At 72.4% G+C, this 16222-nt stretch carries 17 protein-coding genes, 1 tRNA gene and 1 other RNA gene; 11 read left to right on the top strand and 8 right to left on the bottom strand.

Going from position 1 to position 16222, the window contains the following annotated elements:
• Positions 1-40 precede the first annotated feature (40 nt).
• The 4 genes from FHX32_RS08375 to FHX32_RS08360 form a co-directional block, all read right to left on the bottom strand.
• On the bottom strand, positions 41-532 hold the full coding sequence (locus FHX32_RS08375; protein ID WP_208418493.1) for a hypothetical protein: 492 nt from the start codon (positions 530-532) through the stop codon (positions 41-43).
• Between the two features lie 80 nt (positions 533-612).
• Positions 613-1179, bottom strand: a complete 567-nt coding sequence (locus tag FHX32_RS08370) for a hypothetical protein (RefSeq protein WP_167180180.1) — start codon at positions 1177-1179, stop codon at positions 613-615.
• A gap of 166 nt (positions 1180-1345) precedes the next feature.
• Positions 1346-1537 (bottom strand): DUF397 domain-containing protein, encoded by a 192-nt coding sequence (locus tag FHX32_RS08365; RefSeq protein WP_167180179.1) that lies wholly within the window; start codon positions 1535-1537, stop codon positions 1346-1348.
• Positions 1528-2208 (bottom strand): DUF5753 domain-containing protein, encoded by a 681-nt coding sequence (locus FHX32_RS08360; protein ID WP_486480962.1) that lies wholly within the window; start codon positions 2206-2208, stop codon positions 1528-1530. Before FHX32_RS08360 ends, FHX32_RS08365 begins: the two co-directional genes overlap by 10 nt.
• 41 nt (positions 2209-2249) lie before the next feature.
• Here FHX32_RS08360 and FHX32_RS08355 point away from each other — a divergent pair, with 41 nt between their 5' ends.
• Positions 2250-2486, top strand: a complete 237-nt coding sequence (locus tag FHX32_RS08355; protein ID WP_167180178.1) for a hypothetical protein — start codon at positions 2250-2252, stop codon at positions 2484-2486.
• Complete coding sequence (locus FHX32_RS08350) at positions 2483-2731, top strand: flavin reductase (protein WP_486480961.1); 249 nt, start codon at positions 2483-2485, stop codon at positions 2729-2731. Before FHX32_RS08355 ends, FHX32_RS08350 begins: the two co-directional genes overlap by 4 nt.
• Before the next feature lie 93 nt (positions 2732-2824).
• Here the strand turns inward: FHX32_RS08350 and FHX32_RS08345 are convergent, their stop codons facing one another.
• Positions 2825-4501 carry an FG-GAP repeat protein gene (locus FHX32_RS08345; RefSeq protein ID WP_167180176.1) on the bottom strand — a complete coding sequence of 559 codons (1677 nt, stop codon included), beginning with the start codon at positions 4499-4501 and terminating at the stop codon, positions 2825-2827.
• A gap of 195 nt (positions 4502-4696) precedes the next feature.
• Positions 4697-4781 (bottom strand) — tRNA-Ser (locus FHX32_RS08340).
• Between the two features lie 81 nt (positions 4782-4862).
• On the opposite strand from FHX32_RS08340, the gene ffs reads away from it, so the two are divergent.
• The 9 genes from ffs to FHX32_RS08295 all read left to right on the top strand — a co-directional run bounded on the left by ffs (position 4863) and on the right by FHX32_RS08295 (position 15003).
• Positions 4863-4953: signal recognition particle sRNA small type (ffs, locus tag FHX32_RS08335), an RNA gene on the top strand.
• A 183-nt stretch (positions 4954-5136) separates the two neighbouring features.
• Entirely contained in the window at positions 5137-7668 is a 2532-nt protein-coding gene (locus tag FHX32_RS08330; RefSeq protein WP_167180175.1) for a DNA polymerase III subunit gamma and tau, read from the top strand.
• Between the two features lie 121 nt (positions 7669-7789).
• Positions 7790-8098 (top strand): YbaB/EbfC family nucleoid-associated protein, encoded by a 309-nt coding sequence (locus tag FHX32_RS08325; RefSeq protein ID WP_208418492.1) that lies wholly within the window; start codon positions 7790-7792, stop codon positions 8096-8098.
• Between the two features lie 7 nt (positions 8099-8105).
• Entirely contained in the window at positions 8106-8699 is a 594-nt protein-coding gene (gene recR / locus FHX32_RS08320) for a recombination mediator RecR (protein ID WP_088996491.1), read from the top strand.
• Positions 8700-9014: 315 nt separating this feature from the next.
• Positions 9015-10679 carry an ABC transporter substrate-binding protein gene (locus FHX32_RS08315; protein WP_167180173.1) on the top strand — a complete coding sequence of 555 codons (1665 nt, stop codon included), beginning with the start codon at positions 9015-9017 and terminating at the stop codon, positions 10677-10679.
• An 80-nt stretch (positions 10680-10759) separates the two neighbouring features.
• A complete protein-coding gene (locus tag FHX32_RS08310) occupies positions 10760-11764 on the top strand; it encodes an ABC transporter permease (protein ID WP_109904621.1) in 1005 nt (334 codons plus the stop codon).
• On the top strand, positions 11761-12723 hold the full coding sequence (locus tag FHX32_RS08305) for an ABC transporter permease (RefSeq protein WP_167180172.1): 963 nt from the start codon (positions 11761-11763) through the stop codon (positions 12721-12723). The genes FHX32_RS08310 and FHX32_RS08305 overlap by 4 nt, the downstream gene beginning before the upstream one ends.
• Before the next feature lie 64 nt (positions 12724-12787).
• The gene (locus FHX32_RS08300; RefSeq protein ID WP_167180171.1) at positions 12788-13903 is read left to right on the top strand and encodes an ABC transporter ATP-binding protein; all 1116 of its coding nucleotides are present in this window, start codon (positions 12788-12790) and stop codon (positions 13901-13903) included.
• On the top strand, positions 13900-15003 hold the full coding sequence (locus FHX32_RS08295; protein WP_167180170.1) for an oligopeptide/dipeptide ABC transporter ATP-binding protein: 1104 nt from the start codon (positions 13900-13902) through the stop codon (positions 15001-15003). The genes FHX32_RS08300 and FHX32_RS08295 overlap by 4 nt, the downstream gene beginning before the upstream one ends.
• 115 nt (positions 15004-15118) lie before the next feature.
• Here FHX32_RS08295 and FHX32_RS08290 read toward each other — a convergent pair whose 3' ends face one another.
• Together FHX32_RS08290 and FHX32_RS08285 are read right to left on the bottom strand one after the other, a co-directional pair.
• Positions 15119-15541, bottom strand: coding sequence for a hypothetical protein (locus tag FHX32_RS08290; protein ID WP_167180169.1), 423 nt, complete (start codon positions 15539-15541; stop codon positions 15119-15121).
• Entirely contained in the window at positions 15523-16185 is a 663-nt protein-coding gene (locus FHX32_RS08285) for an HNH endonuclease family protein (RefSeq protein ID WP_167180168.1), read from the bottom strand. Before FHX32_RS08285 ends, FHX32_RS08290 begins: the two co-directional genes overlap by 19 nt.
• Positions 16186-16222 lie beyond the last annotated feature (37 nt).

Here is a 16222-nt window from a genome sequence, read left to right as displayed (position 1 = left end):
GCGGCCAACCTCATGATCGACGCGGCGGTGGGGCGGGGGTTCAGCAGGGGTCGTGGCCCTCGGTGAAGAGGCGTTGGGCCCAGTCGGCGTAGCCGGTGATTATCTTGCGGACCGTGCGGCCGTCGTGCAGGAAGAGGTACGCGCGGTCGCCGCGGCGGGCGAGCAGCCCGTCGAACCGGTACGTCCCCTGTGGAGCGCGCAGCCGGACGGCCGCCGGGTAGTGGGCCCGGACCTGCTCCACCGGGGTGCCGGCGGTGACGCCCTCCGGGGTGCGTGCCGGGTCGCCGAGCCAGAGCAGCACCAGCCGGTCCTCGACGAAGACCGGGCTGACCGTCTCGTGTCCGGCCAGCATCGGGCCGCAGGCCACCACGTCGGTACGCAGGATGCCCCGCCGGGTCAGCTCGCTCTCGGTGTCGCCGAACTCGATGTCGGGCAGCCCGTCGAGGCCGACGACCTGCACCGCGCCGGCCGGTCGACCGGTGACCGACCTATCTGGATGGACGCCGCTGCCGGCCACGGAGGCAGCCGTCAGCAGCGCCGCAAGAAAGGCGAATTGTCGCAATTTCATGACTCCCCCGGGTCTCCAACGGGGCCGGGGCGTTCAGGTTGCTGCTAACCGGAAGATTGCCGGTCTTCCCACTCCTCGGCCAGCTCGTCCCAGTAGTCGGCGCTCAGCCGCCGCCGCCCGTGCGCCAGCCAGCCCTCGGTGCTCCGCTCCACGTGCAGCCCCAGTTCCGCGAACGGGTCGATCCACGCGCCGGGCTCCGCGCCCAGCCGGACCAGCGCGGCGTTGAGCGGCCACTCCGCTCGCGGTCCGTCGAAGACGCTGTCGACGCGCGGCCCCCAGCTCAACTCGCCGCCGAGCCAGACCGCCGCCGACTGGTAGCCGGCGCCCCCGGCGAACTCCGCCTCCAGGTAGGCCACCGGCCCCTGCCGCGACCAGCGCGCCAGCACCTCGCTCAGCGCCGGCGAGAGGACCAGGTGGAACGGGTGCTCGGCGTCGCGGTCGGCGACCGAGAAGTCCGGCAGCGCGCCGGTCAGCTCCGTCACCAACTGCGGGGTGACCGGCAGTAGCGCGAAGTCCTGACGCAACTCGCCGAGCACCGCGTGGTCCAGCTCGCCGGTCTGCTCGGCGAGCAGCGCGGCGTCCGCCACCACGGCGCTGAGCTGGTAACTCATCCGAACCCTCCGGCATCCACAGGCTGTGGATGGAACATGTGTACGACGGGATCCGCCGCTCGGCGTGCGGCCCGGGGCCGGCGGAGCGTCGCTGCCTCGGGACATCATCGACCCGGCGCAGCCGGGGCGCGGGGGCGGCCCGTCGCCGGAGCGGGCGGGCGGCCGGTCAGCTCCGTTCGGGGACGCGCGCGACGAACGCCCGCCAGGCCGCGGGCGGGAAGACGAGCGCCGGGCCGGTCGGGTCCTTGGAGTCGCGGACGCCGACCACACCGGGCAGGTTGTCGGCGACCTCCACGCAGTTGCCGCCGTTGCCGCTACTGCGGCTGCTCTTGCGCCACCGGGCGCCGTTCAGCTCCATGTCTCCGCCACTTCCCTGATCAGGTCGACTGACTGCCAGTGGGTGAGCGCCTCGCCGCGCACGTTCTCCCACGCTGCCATCATGGCCGCGAGGTCGTCCGGGTCGCTAACCACTTGTCCCTGGAGTTGGTTGTCGAGGTAACCGGCGACCCGGTGGTCGGCGCTGGTGGCGATGACGAACGGCCCGTTCAGGCCGGCGTAGGCACCGACCGTCGACGGCACGACGTGGATCCGCACGTGCGGTTCGGCGCACACCGCCATCAGCGTCCGCAGTTGCTCGTGCATGGTGGCCCGGCCGCCGACCGGCCGCCGCAGCACCGCTTCGTCCACCACGGCGGTGAACTGCGGCGGGTCGTCCCGCTTCAGCACGCCCTGCCGGGCGAGCCGCGCCATCAGGTGCCGTTCGACATCGGCGCGGGGGATCAGCCCGGCGCCGCCGAGCACGGCCCGGGCGTACGCCTCGGTCTGGAGCAGGCCCGGCAGGACCACCGACTCGTACGACCGCAGTGACACCGCCTCGCGCTCGATCTCCTGCCAGGGCCGGAACCAGATGGGGTCACGACGTCTCGACGTGTCCGGCCAGATGTCCGAGATGTCCTTGTGCAGGGCCTCCGCCGCCGCCACCCGGTGCCGCGGGTGCGGGATGCGGTCCTCGGTCAGCCAGCGGCTCACGGTCTTCGGGTCGACACCGACTCGTTCGGCGAGTGATTCGAGTGGACCGACTCACGGTCGGTGTGGCCATCCGGGTGCCCGCCGAGGCATACCGCACCGGCGAAGGGCCGCTGACCCTGCTGATCACCGAGGTGCTGGGGCGCGGGCCGTTCCAGGGCGCCGAGTGGGCCGAGGTACGCGGCCACGAGGTCCACCCGGACGGCACCCTGCGCATCCGGCAGTCCTCCGCCCTCGTCCGGGTCGACCAGGCCCGGCCCGTCGAGGTGTGGTCGTGGTGACCCGCCGCCGTGACCATGCACCGACCCGTCCGACCTGGCGCTGCGCCGCCTGCGGAATCGCCTGGCCCTGCTCGCCGGCGAAGCTGCGGCTGCTCGGGGAGTACCGGCACGACCGCGCGGTGCTGACCGTCTACCTGGCGACGCTCCAGGCCGAGGCCGCCGAACACCTCGCCGCCCTCGACCAGGGTCCGCTCCCGGTCAACCTGACCGACCGCTTCGTCAGCTGGGCCCGCCCCCGCGGCTAGCCCCTGCCCGTACGCCGAGGGGCCGGTCCCGCGGTGGGACCGGCCCCTCGGCGACGCACTGGCGAGCGCGCCGCTATCCGGCCGAGAAGAGCGTCAGAACAGCGGGCCGCCGCTCTGCGGCCCGGCGATCCGGAGCCCGTACCGCATGTGCCAGGTGACCTCGGTGCGCAAGGTCAGCCCGCTCCACGAGGTGTTCGCCGGGGTCAGCGCACCGGGGGCGCCGGGGAGCGGGACCCCGTGGAACGGGACCAGGGTGCCGGACGGGTACCCGGCCAGGTCGCCGCTCACCTCTTCGCCGACGGACCCGACGAGGGCGTCGAGCCCGCCGGTGCCGTCGAGGTTCAGCAGCGCGACGGAGGCGCCGAACCTGTCCCCGCGCTCGGCGGTGTCCGGGACGACCGAGTGGTTCTGGTCGAACCCCTGCGCACCGCTCCCGGTCAATCCGGAGGCGGAGCCCTTGAGCAGGACGACCATGCCGGCCTCCGCCTGGGAGCCGATGCTCTCGCCGGGGACGCCGATCAGCAGGTCGGCCTTGCCGTCGCGGGTCACGTCGCCGATCGCGAGCGCCCCGCCGAAACGGTCGTCGTCCTCGGGGTCGCCCGGCACGCCGGCCGTACGCTGCGTGAAGATCCGTACCGCGCCGGCCGACAGGCCGCCGGTCCGGCCGGTGAAGACCGCGACGAGCCCGCCGTTGATGTGCGGGGTCTGCGCGCCCGGTGCCCCGGCGACGACCTCGCCGAGCCCGTCGCCGTTCACGTCGCCGATCGCGAGCACGTCACCCAGGTACCAGGCGATGGTGTTGGCGTCGCCGGTCGCGGGCGCCACGGCCGCACCGGTGACCGAGGTGGCGCCGGTGGTCGAGACCCCACCCGGCCCGCCCCACATCAGGGTGACCATGCCGGTGCCGTTCCAGGACACTCCGTCGTTCTCCCGGGGAGCGCCGATGACCAGATCCTGGTACCGGTTGCCGTCGACGTTCCCGATCGCCAGCGAGTAGCCGAACTGGTCGTTGCGCTCGGCCGCGCCGGGCACCGCCGCCAGGTCCTGGTGGAGGTGCTGGGCGCCGGTGGTCGTGAGGCCGGTCGCCCCACCGAACAGGACGGTGACCGCGCCGGCGTCCGCCTTGCTCCCGACCGACTCCCCGTACGCTCCGATCGCGAGGTCGTCGCGGGCGTCCCCGTTGATGTCACCGGCTGCCAGCGCGGCGCCGAACCGGTCCCAGGTCTCCGCGACGTCGGGAACGCCCGCGGAACTCTGGTTGAAGTGGATCGCCGAATTCGGCACCAGGCCCGCCTTGCTGCCCGGAATGATCCAGACCCCGCCGCCGTGGGCCTTGTTCCCGGGATCCACCTCGTCCGGGTCGCCGATCGCCAGGTCGTCGTAGCGGTCGCCGTTGAAGTCTCCCGCCACCAGAGCCATGCCGAAGCAGGAGCACCCACTGTCGGACTGCGACATCAGGCCGATGAAGTAGTCGACCTGCGGCGCGGACGAGTAGCGCACGGAGACGACACCCATCGCGGGGTAGGGCAGGCCGTTGTAGTCGGAGGGGTCGGCGGTGGCCGCCACGTCGTCGACGCCGTCGCCGTCGAAGTCGGATCGGGTGCCGCCGAACCCCCGCATCGGGGTGCTCGGTTTCGCCACCCGGTGGTGGGCGATGACGACGCCGTCCCGGGTGATGGTCTGGACGCCCTCCGCGGCCTGCGCTGGCACACCGATCGCCAAGCCGGCCAGGACGGCCAGCACAGATACGCTCGCGATGCTTCGTCGCATCAGAACCCCCGCTCGTGATGGATGCCCCGACACCGTAGAGGGGCGGATCCACGTCCGTAACCAGGCGAACGGGCAGGACGGGCGACCACCGGGCACGGTCGACCACCAGAAGGACGGTGGAGCCGGGGCGTTACCCGAGAGACGACTCAGGGCCGGCCCCGTCGCGGGGCCGGCCCTGAGTGCTGCTCTGGCGAGCGGAGGATACGAGATTCGAACTCGTGAGGGTGTTAACCCAACACGCTTTCCAAGCGTGCGCCCTAGGCCTCTAGGCGAATCCTCCGCCGAACAGGATACAGGTCCCGGCCGGATCGCCCACCCCACCACCCCCGGTGGTCGGGCCGGCGGTCGGGTACGCTTGACACACCCCCCGTGCGGCGTGCATCTCGTGAACCTCCCCAGGGCCGGAAGGCAGCAAGGATAAGCGGGCTCTGACGGGTGCACGGGGGGCCTTTCTGTCTGCCGCCCCCGCTACCCTCGCCGTGTCGGCGATCCGACGGGTCCGGGGCGCCGCGAAACCGCCCTGTCCCCGAGATCGTGTCGATCAAGCCGCGACGATGGCCCCCGGGCCCGGCGGGGTGGGTGGTCAGCCGGGGCGGACCGGCGCAGAATGGCTCGGTCGAGAGGAGGCGGGACGAGTGACGCTGGCGCTCTACCGCAAGTACCGGCCGCGTACCTTCGCCGAGATGATCGGCCAGGAGCAGGTCACCGAGCCGCTGTCGCAGGCGCTGCGCAGCGGGCGGCTCAACCACGCCTACCTCTTCTCCGGCCCGCGGGGCTGCGGCAAGACCTCCAGCGCCCGGATCCTGGCCCGCTCGCTCAACTGTGAGCAGGGCCCCACCCCCGAGCCGTGCGGGCAGTGCGAGTCCTGCCGCGGGCTGGCCCCCGACGGCGGCGGGTCGATCGACGTCATCGAGATCGACGCGGCCAGCCACGGCGGTGTCGACGACGCCCGGGAGCTGCGCGAGAAGGCGTTCTTCGCGCCGGCTCGCAGCCGCTTCAAGATCTACATCATCGACGAGGCGCACATGGTCTCGTCGGCCGGCTTCAACGCCCTGCTCAAGCTGGTCGAGGAGCCACCGGAGTACGTCAAGTTCATCTTCGCCACCACCGAGCCGGAGAAGGTCCTCGGCACGATCAAGTCGCGGACCCACCACTACCCGTTCCGGCTGTTCCCGCCGAAGGTGGTCCGCCCCTATCTGGAGCAGCTCTGCGAGGCGGAGGGGGTCATCGTCGAGCCGGCGGTCTTCCCGCTGGTGGTACGCGCCGGTGGAGGCAGCATGCGGGACAGCCTCTCCGTGCTCGACCAGCTCATCGCGGGCGCCGGCCCGGAGGGCATCACCTACTCCCGGGCCGCCGCGCTGCTCGGCGTCACCGACTCGGCGCTGATCGACGAGATGTGCGACGCGCTGGCCGCCGGGGACGGCGCGGCCGCGTACGCCACCGTCGACCGGGTCGCGGAGGCCGGCCACGACCTGCGCCGCTTCGCCTCCGACCTGCTGGAGCGGCTGCGCGACCTGATCGTGCTCCAGCAGGTGCCGGACGCCGCCGCGAAGGGCCTGATCGACGGCCCGGCCGACCAGATCGAGCGGATGACCGCGCAGGCCCAGCGGCTCGGCCCGGGCACGCTGTCCCGCTGCGCCGACATCGTGCACAACGGGCTGGTGGAGATGCGCGGCACCACCGCGCCCCGGCTGCTGCTGGAGCTGGTCTGCGCCCGGATGCTGCTGCCCGGCGCCGACGACTCGACCGGCGGCCTGCTCCAGCGCCTGGAGCGGATGGAGCGCCGACTCACCCTCGGCGGCGCCGACCTGGCCCCGCCCGCCGCCGCGCCGGCCGCCGCCGCCGCGCCGGTAGCCGACGCCCCGGCCGTACGCCCGGCGTCGCCCGCCCCGGCCGCGGCTGGCGCCGCGCCGCACCCGGAGACCGCCGGCCCGCCGGCGGCTGCCGCCCCCGGAACCTCCGCGACCGCCCCGCAGCCGGCTCCCGGCTCCGGCGTGACCGGCCCGCCGTCCCCGGCGGCCGGAGTACCCCGCCCGGCGGCGCACCCCGCCGACGCGCCGGTCGACGACGCGACCCCACCCACCGCCGCACCCCGGCGGGCGGTGCGCCCGGAGGCGGTGATGCCCGACCCGGCCACCCCCGCCCCGCCCCGCCCCGGCGCGTCGGCTCCCGGCGCGCTCGACGCGGTCGCGGTGCGCCGGGTCTGGCCCGAGGTGGTCGGCAAGGTCAACCGCACCAACAAGCGGATCGCGGCGCTGATGCGCGACGCGGTGGTCCGCGACCTCGACGACGACACGCTGGTGCTGACCGTGAAGTCGGCGGTGCTGGCCAAGATGATGTCCGACCACGCGGCGGTGCTCACCGACGCGCTCTACGAGGAGCTGGGCGGGCGCTGGCAGATCCGCTGCGAGGTGGCCGGCGAACGGGGCGGCGTGTCGCTGTCCGGCCCGCGCGCCGCGACGCCGACCGCTGCCCCGCCCGCCCCGGCCCGGCCGGCCGCCCAGCCGAGCGCGCCGCCGCCGGCCGCTCCCCGGTCGGGTGCCGGCGGCGGCCGGTCCGGCGGTGCGGGCGCCGCGCCGGCCGACGACGAGGAGTGGCCCGAGCCGGCCCGACCCGGCGGCTCCGGCGCGACACCGCCCGGCCGGAACGCCGAGCGTGCGGACGACTGGCCAGAGGCGGCCCGCCCCGGCGGCGCCCCGTCCGGCGGCGGATCTCCCGCCGGCCCGGGTGGCACCCCGTCCGGCGGGTCCGCTCCCGTGGCCCCGTCGACCGCCGCACCCGCGGGCCCGGCGAGCGCCCCCCGGCAGCCCACCGCCGGGCAGCCGGCCAACGCCAACGGCGCCCCGGTGAGCAGCGCGATCGCGGCGGCCCGGGCGGCGGCGGCCGGGCGCGGTACGCGTACCGATAAGGGGGCCCGGCAGACCGCGGACGCCGACTGGGCCGGCGAGCCGCCGTACGACCCGGACTACGACGGCCCGGTGCGGCCCGGCGCGGCCCGGCCGGCGGCCCCGGCGACCCCGGTCTACGAGGGTTTCGACCCGGGCGACGAGCCGCTGGACGAGGTCATCGACGAGAAGACCGCCCGGGAGTCGAGCGAGGAGCAGGCGGTCCGGCTGCTCCGCGAGGCGTTCGGCGCCGAGAAGATCGACGAGTTCGACGCCCGCTGACGCCGCCCGGCGAAGCGGCGAGCGGGGCGGGGCCGGTCACACCTGGCGACTAGGCTGGGCGGCGGCCGAGCAGACGAGTGCGAGAAGGAGCCATCCCGTGCGCCCAGGTGGACAGCCGAACATGCAGCAGATGCTGAAGCAGGCGCAGAAGATGCAGCAGCAGATCGCCAAGGCGCAGGCCGAGCTCGCCGAGGCCGAGCTGACCGGCACCGCCGGCGGTGGGCTGGTGACCGCGACCGTGGCCGGCACCGGCGAGGTCAAGAGCATCAAGATCGACCCGAAGGCGGTCGACCCGGACGACGTGGAGACCCTGGAGGACCTGGTCGTCGCGGCCCTGCACAACGCCGCCGAGGCGGCCCGCGAGCTGACCGAGAAGAAGATGGGCCCGGTCGCCGGCGGCATGGGCGGCCTCGGCCTGCCCGGGTTCTGAGCGGCAGATGTACGAAGGTGCCATCCAGGACCTGATCGATGAGCTGGGCCGGCTGCCGGGGGTGGGCCCGAAGAGCGCCCAGCGGATCGCCTTCCACGTCCTGTCCGCCGACCCGGCCGACGTGAACCGGCTGGCCGGCGCGCTGCGCAAGGTCAAGGAGCTGGTGCGGTTCTGCACCACCTGCTACAACGTCGCCGAGAGCGAGCAGTGCCGGATCTGCCGCGACCCGCGCCGCAGCGACGAGGTGCTCTGCGTGGTCGAGGAGCCCAAGGACGTGGTGGCGATCGAGCGGACCGGTGAGTTCCGTGGCCGCTACCACGTGCTCGGCGGGGCGATCAACCCGCTGGAGGGGATCGGGCCCGACAATCTCCGCATCCGGGAACTGATGACCCGGCTCGGCGGCGGTGCGGTGCGGGAGCTGATCCTCGCCACCGACCCGAACACCGAGGGTGAGGCGACCGCGACGTACCTCGCGCTGATGGTGAAGCCGATGGGCATCGCGGTGACCCGGCTCGCCAGCGGCCTGCCGGTCGGCGGCGACCTGGAGTACGCCGACGAGATCACCCTCGGCCGGGCCTTCGAGGGCCGTCGGGCCGTCTGAAACCCGCGATGGCCGGTGCCGGGTGACCGGCGCCGGCCATCGGCGTACCCGGTGCGGGTGCACGGCGTGTTCTGACATGTGGGCTAACCAGGCGACGGTCGATGTAACAAATTTGCATCGCTGAACCCGGACAAAGCGGCCCTTTGATGGCGGTCCGGAACGCCCGTCGGCGCGGGGCGCATCGGTTAAGACACGATCCGGTACCAACCGCTTCGTCAAGAGTTTCCCGCAGTCCCGGACGGAAGCTAAGGTCACCGCACATCGGTGACCCCTGTCACCACGTTGTCCGTACCCCCAAGGACGAGGTGAAGCACCATGCGTGCATCCAGGCCGAAGGCCGCGATCGCGGCCGTCGCGGTCGCGGCCCTCGCGGTAGCAGGCTGCGCCGAGAGCAACCGCGATGACAGTTCCGGCGGTAGCAAGAAGGACACCCTCGTCTTCGGCGTAGCCGGAGACCCGAAGGTGCTCGACCCGACCATGGCCAGCGACGGTGAGTCGCTGCGCGTCGCGCGTCAGGTCTTCGAGACGCTGGTCCGTCCCGAGGAGGGTGGCACCAAGGTCTCTCCCGGGCTCGCCGAGTCCTGGACTCCGGACGCCGCCGGCACGACGTGGACCTTCAAGCTCCGCTCCGGGGTGAAGTTCCACGACGGCACCGACTTCAACGCCGAGGCCGTCTGCAAGAACTTCGACCGCTGGTACAACGCCAAGGGCCTCATGCAGAGCCCCGACGTGACCGCGTACTGGCAGGACGTCATGGGCGGCTTCGCCAAGAACGAGGACCCGGAGCTGCCGCCGAGCCTCTTCAAGTCCTGCACCGCCAAGGACGCCACCACCGTCGACCTGGCCTTCACCCGGGTCTCCAGCAAGATCCCGGCCGCGCTGATGCTGCCGTCGTTCTCCATCCACAGCCCCACGGCGCTGGAGAAGTACGACGCCAGCAACGTCACCGGCACCGCCGAGGACATCAAGTACCCGTCGTACGCGATGGAGCACCCGACCGGCACCGGTCCGTTCAAGTTCAAGTCCTGGGACGTCGCCAACAAGACGCTGACCCTGGAGCGGAACGACGACTACGCCGGCCAGAAGGCCAAGCTGAAGACCCTGATCTTCAAGACCATCTCCGACGAGAACGCGCGCAAGCAGGCGCTGCGCTCCGGCGACATCCAGGGGTACGACCTGGTCGGCCCGGCCGACGTCGAGCCGCTGAAGAGTGAGGGCTTCAACGTCCTGACCCGCCCGGCGTTCAACATCCTCTACCTGGCGATCAACCAGAAGGGGAACCCGAAGCTCGCCGACATCAAGGTCCGGCAGGCCATCGCGCACGCGCTGAACCGCCAGGCGCTGGTCGACTCGAAGCTGCCCCCGGGCGCCAAGGTCGCCGACAACTTCATGCCGGACACCGTCGAGGGCTGGAACGGCGACGTCACCAAGTACGACTACAACCCGGAGAAGGCCAAGCAGCTGCTGGCCGAGGCCGGCGCGACGAACCTGACCCTGCGGTTCCACTACCCGACCGAGGTCACCCGGCCGTACATGCCGAACCCGAAGGACATCTTCGAGCTGCTCTCGGCGGACCTGAAGGCGGTCGGCATCAACGTCCAGGCCATCCCGCTGAAGTGGAGCCCGGACTACCTGAACGCCACCACCTCCGGCAACAAGCACGACCTGCACTTCCTCGGCTGGACCGGTGACTACGGCGACGGCTACAACTTCATCGGCACCTTCTTCGACCGGCCGAAGGACGAGTGGGGCTTCAACAACAAGGCCCTGTTCGACCAGTTCAAGGACGCCGACACCACGGCCGACATCGCGGCCCGGACCGAGAAGTACAAGGCCATCAACAAGGCCATCATGGACTTCCTGCCGGGTGTCCCGGTGTCGCACTCGCCGCCGGCGATCGTGTTCGGCAAGGACGTGACCGGGGTCAAGGCGAGCCCGCTCACCGACGAGCGGTACGCCAACGCCGAGTTCAAGTCCTGACCTGACGCAAGGAACGCGGGCGGGCGCTGGATCCTTCAGCGCCCGCCCGTGACCCTCCGCACACCCCTTTCGAGGCCACCGTGTTCCGGTTCATCGTCAGACGCCTGCTTCAGCTGATACCGACGCTGTTCGGGCTCTCCCTCCTGCTCTTCATCTGGCTCCGCCGACTGCCCGGCGGTCCCGAGACCGCCATCCTCGGCGAGCGCGGTACGCCCGAGATGCGTGCCGCCATCCGCCGCAACATGGGCCTCGACGAGCCGATCCTGGTGCAGTACGGCCGGTTCGTACGGCGGCTGATCCGCTTGGACCTGGGCACCTCGACCTCCACCAAGCGCGCGGTGGTCACCGAGTTCCTGGAGCGCTTCCCCGGCACCGTCGAGCTGACCATCAGCGCCATGCTGATCGCGATCGGGCTCGGCATTCCGCTGGGCTACCTGGCCGCCCGCCGACGCGGCCGGTTTCTCGACCACGCCTCCGTCGGCGGGTCGCTGATCGGCATCTGCATCCCGGTCTTCTTCCTCGCCTACGTGCTCAAGGCGATCTTCGCGGAGAACCTCGGCTGGTTCCCGTCCAGCGGCCGGCAGGACCCGACGCTCGGGGCCACCCGGATCACCAACTTCTTCGTCCTCGACGGGCTGATGACCCGGGAGTGGGACGCGGCCGCAGACGCGCTCTGGCACCTGGTGCTCCCGGCCGTCGCGCTGGCCAGCATCCCGCTGGCGATCATCGTCCGGATCACCCGGGCGAGCGTGCTGGAGGTGCTCAACGAGGACTTCGTCCGCACCGCCGAGGCCAAGGGCCTGACCGAGCGGGTCGTCCGCCGCCGGCACGTGCTGCGCAACTCGATGCTGCCGGTGGTCACCTCGATCGGCCTGCTCACCGGCGGCCTGCTCTCCGGCGCGGTGCTGACCGAGACCGTCTTCGCCTTCAGCGGCATCGGCGCCTTCATCTACGACGCGATCAGCCAGCGGGACTACCCGGTGCTGATGGGCTTCATCCTGATCATCGCGGTGGTGTACGTGCTGGTGAACCTCATCGTCGACCTCTCCTACAGCCTGATCGACCCGAGGGTGAGGGTCCGATGACGATCACCAGCGGCAAGAAGCGGGAGAAGATCGACCGGCTCGCCGAGTTGGCCGCCCGGGACGACGAGCGGGGGGTCAGCCTCTGGCGCGAGGCGTTCCGCCGGCTGCGGCGGAACCCGGCGGCGATCGTCGGCGCGGTGATCCTGGCGCTCTTCCTCCTCATCGCCATCGTCGGTCCGTTCCTCGTCCCGCATCCGCCGGACGCCCAGCTGTGGAAGGGCGAGATCCGGGACAACATCGGCTACTTCCCCGGACCGCGTGCGGAGAACTGGTTCGGCGTCGACCACATCGGCCGGGACGAGTTCAGCCGGATGATCGTCGGCGCGCGGCAGACGCTGCTGGTGGGCGTGGTCTCCACGCTGATCGGTCTGGCGGTCGGCTCGCTCATCGGCGGCGTCGCGGGCGCGTCCGCCGGCCTGGGCGGCCGCTGGGGCCGGGCCATCGACAACGTGCTCATGCGCTTCGTCGACATGCTGCTGGCGATGCCGAGCCTGCTCCTGGCGATCAGCATCGCCGCCATCCTCGGTGCCGGGCTCGAGACGGTGATGATCGCCGTTGGTGTGGTCTCGGTGCCGGTCTTCGCCCGGCTGCTGCGCGGTTCGATGATCGCTCAGGCGAACAGCGACTACGTGCTGGCCGCCACCTCGCTGGGGGTCCGGAAGCCGAAGATCGCCCTGGCCCACGTGGTGCCCAACTCGCTCGCCCCGGTCATCGTGCAGGCCACGCTGACCCTGGCCACCGCGATCATCGAGGCCGCCGCGCTCTCCTTCCTCGGCCTCGGCAACAACGACGCGTCGATCCCGGAGTGGGGCGTCATGCTCGCCGACGCCCAGCGCTACCTCGACGCGGCGCCCCGGTTGGCCATCCTGCCGGCCCTCGGCATCATCGTCACCGCACTCGGCTTCACGCTGCTCGGTGAGGCGATGCGCGAGGCCCTCGACCCGAAGCTGCGGAAGTAGGTCACATGTGTGAAGCGCGAGGAGTGAGCTTGCGAGCCCCGCAGTCGCGAACGGAAGGCCGGTAATGTCTCTGCTCGAAGTGGACGACCTCTCCGTCACCTTCGCCCGGCGTGGTCAGCGCGCCGTGCACGCCGTCGACGGGGTCTCCTTCTCGGTCGACGCCGGCGAGGTGGTCGGTCTGGTCGGCGAGTCCGGCTGCGGCAAGAGCGTCACCTCGCTGGCCATCATGGGTCTGCTGCCCAAGCAGCCCGGCCTGCGGGTCGGCGGCAAGGCGGTCTTCGACGGCACCGACCTGCTCCAGCTCGACGACCGGTCCCGGCGGGACGTCCGGGGCCGGGACATCGCGATGATCTTCCAGGATCCGCTCAGCTCGCTGAACCCGGTCGTCCCGATCGGGTTGCAGGTGACCGAGGTGCTCGCCCGGCACCGCGGGATGAAGGGCGAGGCGGCGGCGAAGGAGGCGGCGGCGCTGCTGGACCGGGTCGGCATCCCCGACCCGAAGCGGCGGCTGAAGGAGTACCCGCACCAGCTCTCCGGCGGGATGCGCCAGCGCGCCCTGATCGCCATGGCGGTGGCCTGCAAACCCCGGCTGCTGATCGCCGACGAGCCGACCACCGCGCTGGACGTCACCATCCAAGCGCAGATCCTGGAGCTGCTCAAGGAGCTGGTCCGGGACTCCGGCACCGCGCTGGTGATGATCACGCACGACCTGGGCGTGGTCGCCGGCATGTGCGACACCATCAACGTGCTCTACGCCGGCCGGGTGGTGGAGACGGCCCGCCGCCGTCCGCTGTTCCGCGAGCCGCGGCACCCGTACACGGTGGGGCTGCTCGGCTCGGTGCCGAGGCTGGACGCCGGGCGCGGCGAGCGGCTGAACCCGATCCCCGGCTCGGTCCGCGACGTGCTGCCCTGGCCGGACGGCTGCGCCTTCGCGCCGCGCTGCGCGCGGCGGATCGACGCCTGCGTCGGCGAGCCGCCGGAGCTGGTGCTCGCCCACGACGGCCGCAGCTACCGGTGCGTCAACCCGGCGCCGCTGCCCGGCGTCGAACCGGGCCAGGAGGTCCGCGGCGCGGTGCCCACGGAGGCCCGGCCCGGCTCCGTGCCGGCGCAGGCCGTCCCGAACGACCCGCCGGCGGTGCAGGGCTTCGGCCCCGCCCCGCGGGAGGAGGAGAAGCCGTGACCGACACCGACATCCTCGTCGAGGTACGCGACCTGAAGGTGCACTTCCCGATCAAGCGGGGGGTGCTCTTCGACCGGACGGTCGGCCACGTGAAGGCGGTCGACGGGGTCGACCTGCGCATCCCGCGCGGGAAGACGTACGGCCTGGTTGGCGAGTCCGGCTGCGGCAAGTCGACGCTCGGCCGGGCGCTGCTCCAGCTCACCCCGCCCACCCACGGCGAGGTCGACTTCGACGGCGTGGAGCTGACCAGGCTGCCGGCGGGCAAGCTGCGGTCGATGCGCCGGCGGATGCAGATGATCTTCCAGGACCCGATGTCGAGCCTGGACCCGCGGCAGAACGTCGAGTCGATCCTCACCGAGGGCCTGCAGGCCCACGGGATCGGCGCCGACCGGGACGAGCGGCGCAAGATCATCAGCGAGACGCTGGACAAGGTCGGGCTGCCCCGCTGGGCGCTCTCCCGCTACCCGCACGAGTTCTCCGGCGGCCAGCGGCAGCGCATCGGCATCGCCCGGGCCCTGGTGCTCGGGCCCGAGCTGATCGTCGCCGACGAGCCGGTCTCCGCTCTGGACGTCTCGATCCAGGCCCAGGTGGTGAACCTGCTCGACGAACTCCAGGACAGCCTCGGCCTGACCTACCTGGTGATCGCGCACGACCTGGCGGTGGTGCGGCACATCTCCGACACGGTCGGCGTGATGTACCTGGGCGCGCTGGTCGAGGAGGCGCCGAGCGACCAGCTCTACACCGAGCCGCTGCACCCGTACACCCGGGCGCTGATGTCGGCGGTGCCGGTGCCGGACCCGGACGTGGAGGACCGGCGGGAGCGGATCCTGCTCGCCGGCGACCTGCCCTCGCCGGCCAACCCGCCGTCGGGTTGCCGGTTCCACACCCGGTGCCCGTGGGCGCAGCCGACCCGCTGCGCCGACGAGCGGCCGGTGCTGCGGGAGATCGGCGGTAGCCGGGTGGCCTGCCACTTCGCCGAGCAGATCGCCAGTGGGGAACTGCGCCCGCACAAGGTCGAGGTGCAGATCGTCCGCCCCGAGGACGAGGGCGAGTCGCCGGCCGCGGTCTCCGCCCCCAGCGAGCCCGGTTCGTACGTCTGAAGCCGCCAGCGGGCCGCCGTGGCGGCCCGCTCGCTGGGAGCACGCGGAAGCCCGGGTCGGCCGACCCGGGCTTCTTCGTGTGCCGGTCCCGGTGTAGCGCGACCGCCCGGAGCGATCAGCCCTCCGGGCGGTTGAGCAGGGCGACCGCGATCGCGTGCACGGCGTCCAGGCCGGCCGGGTCGGCCAGCGGTGTCCGGCCGCCGGTCACCACGTACCACTCGTCGGCGTCCTTGTACTGAACCCGCAGGGTCACCTGGCCGTCGGCGTACTCGGTGCGCAGGGTCAGTTCGCCGGTGACCACGCCGACCTCGTCGGTCATCACCCCACCCGGGCCGGGCACGACGTCGGCCGTCCGCTCCTGGGTGGCGGTGCTCGCCGCGTTCGCGTCGGCGGCCATGCCCGCCCCCGGCGCTGCGGCGGACGGCGCGTCCGGGCTGTCCGCGCTCATCCCGGCCCCCGGCACCGCCGGGGCGGTCGCGCCGTCGGCGGTCATGCCGGCCGTGGTCGCCCGGTCCCCGGTCACGGGTTGCTCGCCCATGTGCAGTCCTCCAACATGTCGGTCAGGGCGGCCTTCTCGGCGGTGGTCACCGTGAGCCCCCAGTGGTGCTTGACCCGTACCCAGTCCGCGGCGTACTGGCACCAGTACGACCGGTTCGCCGGCTTCCACTGCGACGGGTCCTGGTCACCCTTCGCCCGGTTGGAGGTCGCGGAAACCGCTATCAGCTGCGGCCGGTCCAGGTCGTTGGCGAAGTCGCCGCGTTTCGCGTCGTCCCACTCGTCGGCACCGGAGCGCCAGGCGTTGGCCAGCGGCACCATGTGGTCGATGTCCACGTCGGACGGGTCGGTGAAGGTGCGGCCGTCGTACGCGCTCTCCCACCGGCCGCCGACCACGTTGCAGCCGGAGAGCTTGATGTTCTCGCCGTCCCGCTTGAGCACGTTGTCCCGCACGTCGCAGTTCTTACCGGTGTCCCGCCAGTGTGGGAAGCGGTTGCGGCTGTAGCCCTTCATCGAGCCGGCGCCGGCCACCGTCAACTGCCCGAGCAGCTGCGCCGGATTGCCGCCGGCGGTGGGGGACGGGGTTTGCTCCGGCTCGTCGAGCGGCACGCAGCCGGCCGCGCCGAGCGCCAGCGCCGCGGCGAGCACCGCCGTCACCCCGGCGCGCGGTCCTGATCTGGTACGCACAGACGACACCTCTCCAGCTTGCGGGCTTCCGGCGATC

This window comes from Micromonospora sp. CNZ280, from assembly GCF_011759515.1.
This window is presented reverse-complemented; position numbering and strand designations above follow the sequence as displayed.

What these genes read in the sequence shown, in the direction of transcription:
- FHX32_RS08370 (WP_167180180.1), bottom strand. Translation starts at nt 1,179, where the DNA reads ATGAGTTACCAGCTCAGCGCCGTGGTGGCGGACGCCGCGCTGCTCGCC.
- FHX32_RS08365 (WP_167180179.1), bottom strand. Translation starts at nt 1,537, where the DNA reads ATGGAGCTGAACGGCGCCCGGTGGCGCAAGAGCAGCCGCAGTAGCGGC.
- FHX32_RS08345 (WP_167180176.1), bottom strand. Translation starts at nt 4,501, where the DNA reads ATGCGACGAAGCATCGCGAGCGTATCTGTGCTGGCCGTCCTGGCCGGC.
- FHX32_RS08325 (WP_208418492.1), top strand. Translation starts at nt 7,790, where the DNA reads ATGCAGCAGATGCTGAAGCAGGCGCAGAAGATGCAGCAGCAGATCGCC.
- recR (WP_088996491.1), top strand. Translation starts at nt 8,106, where the DNA reads ATGTACGAAGGTGCCATCCAGGACCTGATCGATGAGCTGGGCCGGCTG.
- FHX32_RS08315 (WP_167180173.1), top strand. Translation starts at nt 9,015, where the DNA reads ATGCGTGCATCCAGGCCGAAGGCCGCGATCGCGGCCGTCGCGGTCGCG.
- FHX32_RS08305 (WP_167180172.1), top strand. Translation starts at nt 11,761, where the DNA reads ATGACGATCACCAGCGGCAAGAAGCGGGAGAAGATCGACCGGCTCGCC.
- FHX32_RS08300 (WP_167180171.1), top strand. Translation starts at nt 12,788, where the DNA reads ATGTCTCTGCTCGAAGTGGACGACCTCTCCGTCACCTTCGCCCGGCGT.
- FHX32_RS08290 (WP_167180169.1), bottom strand. Translation starts at nt 15,541, where the DNA reads ATGGGCGAGCAACCCGTGACCGGGGACCGGGCGACCACGGCCGGCATG.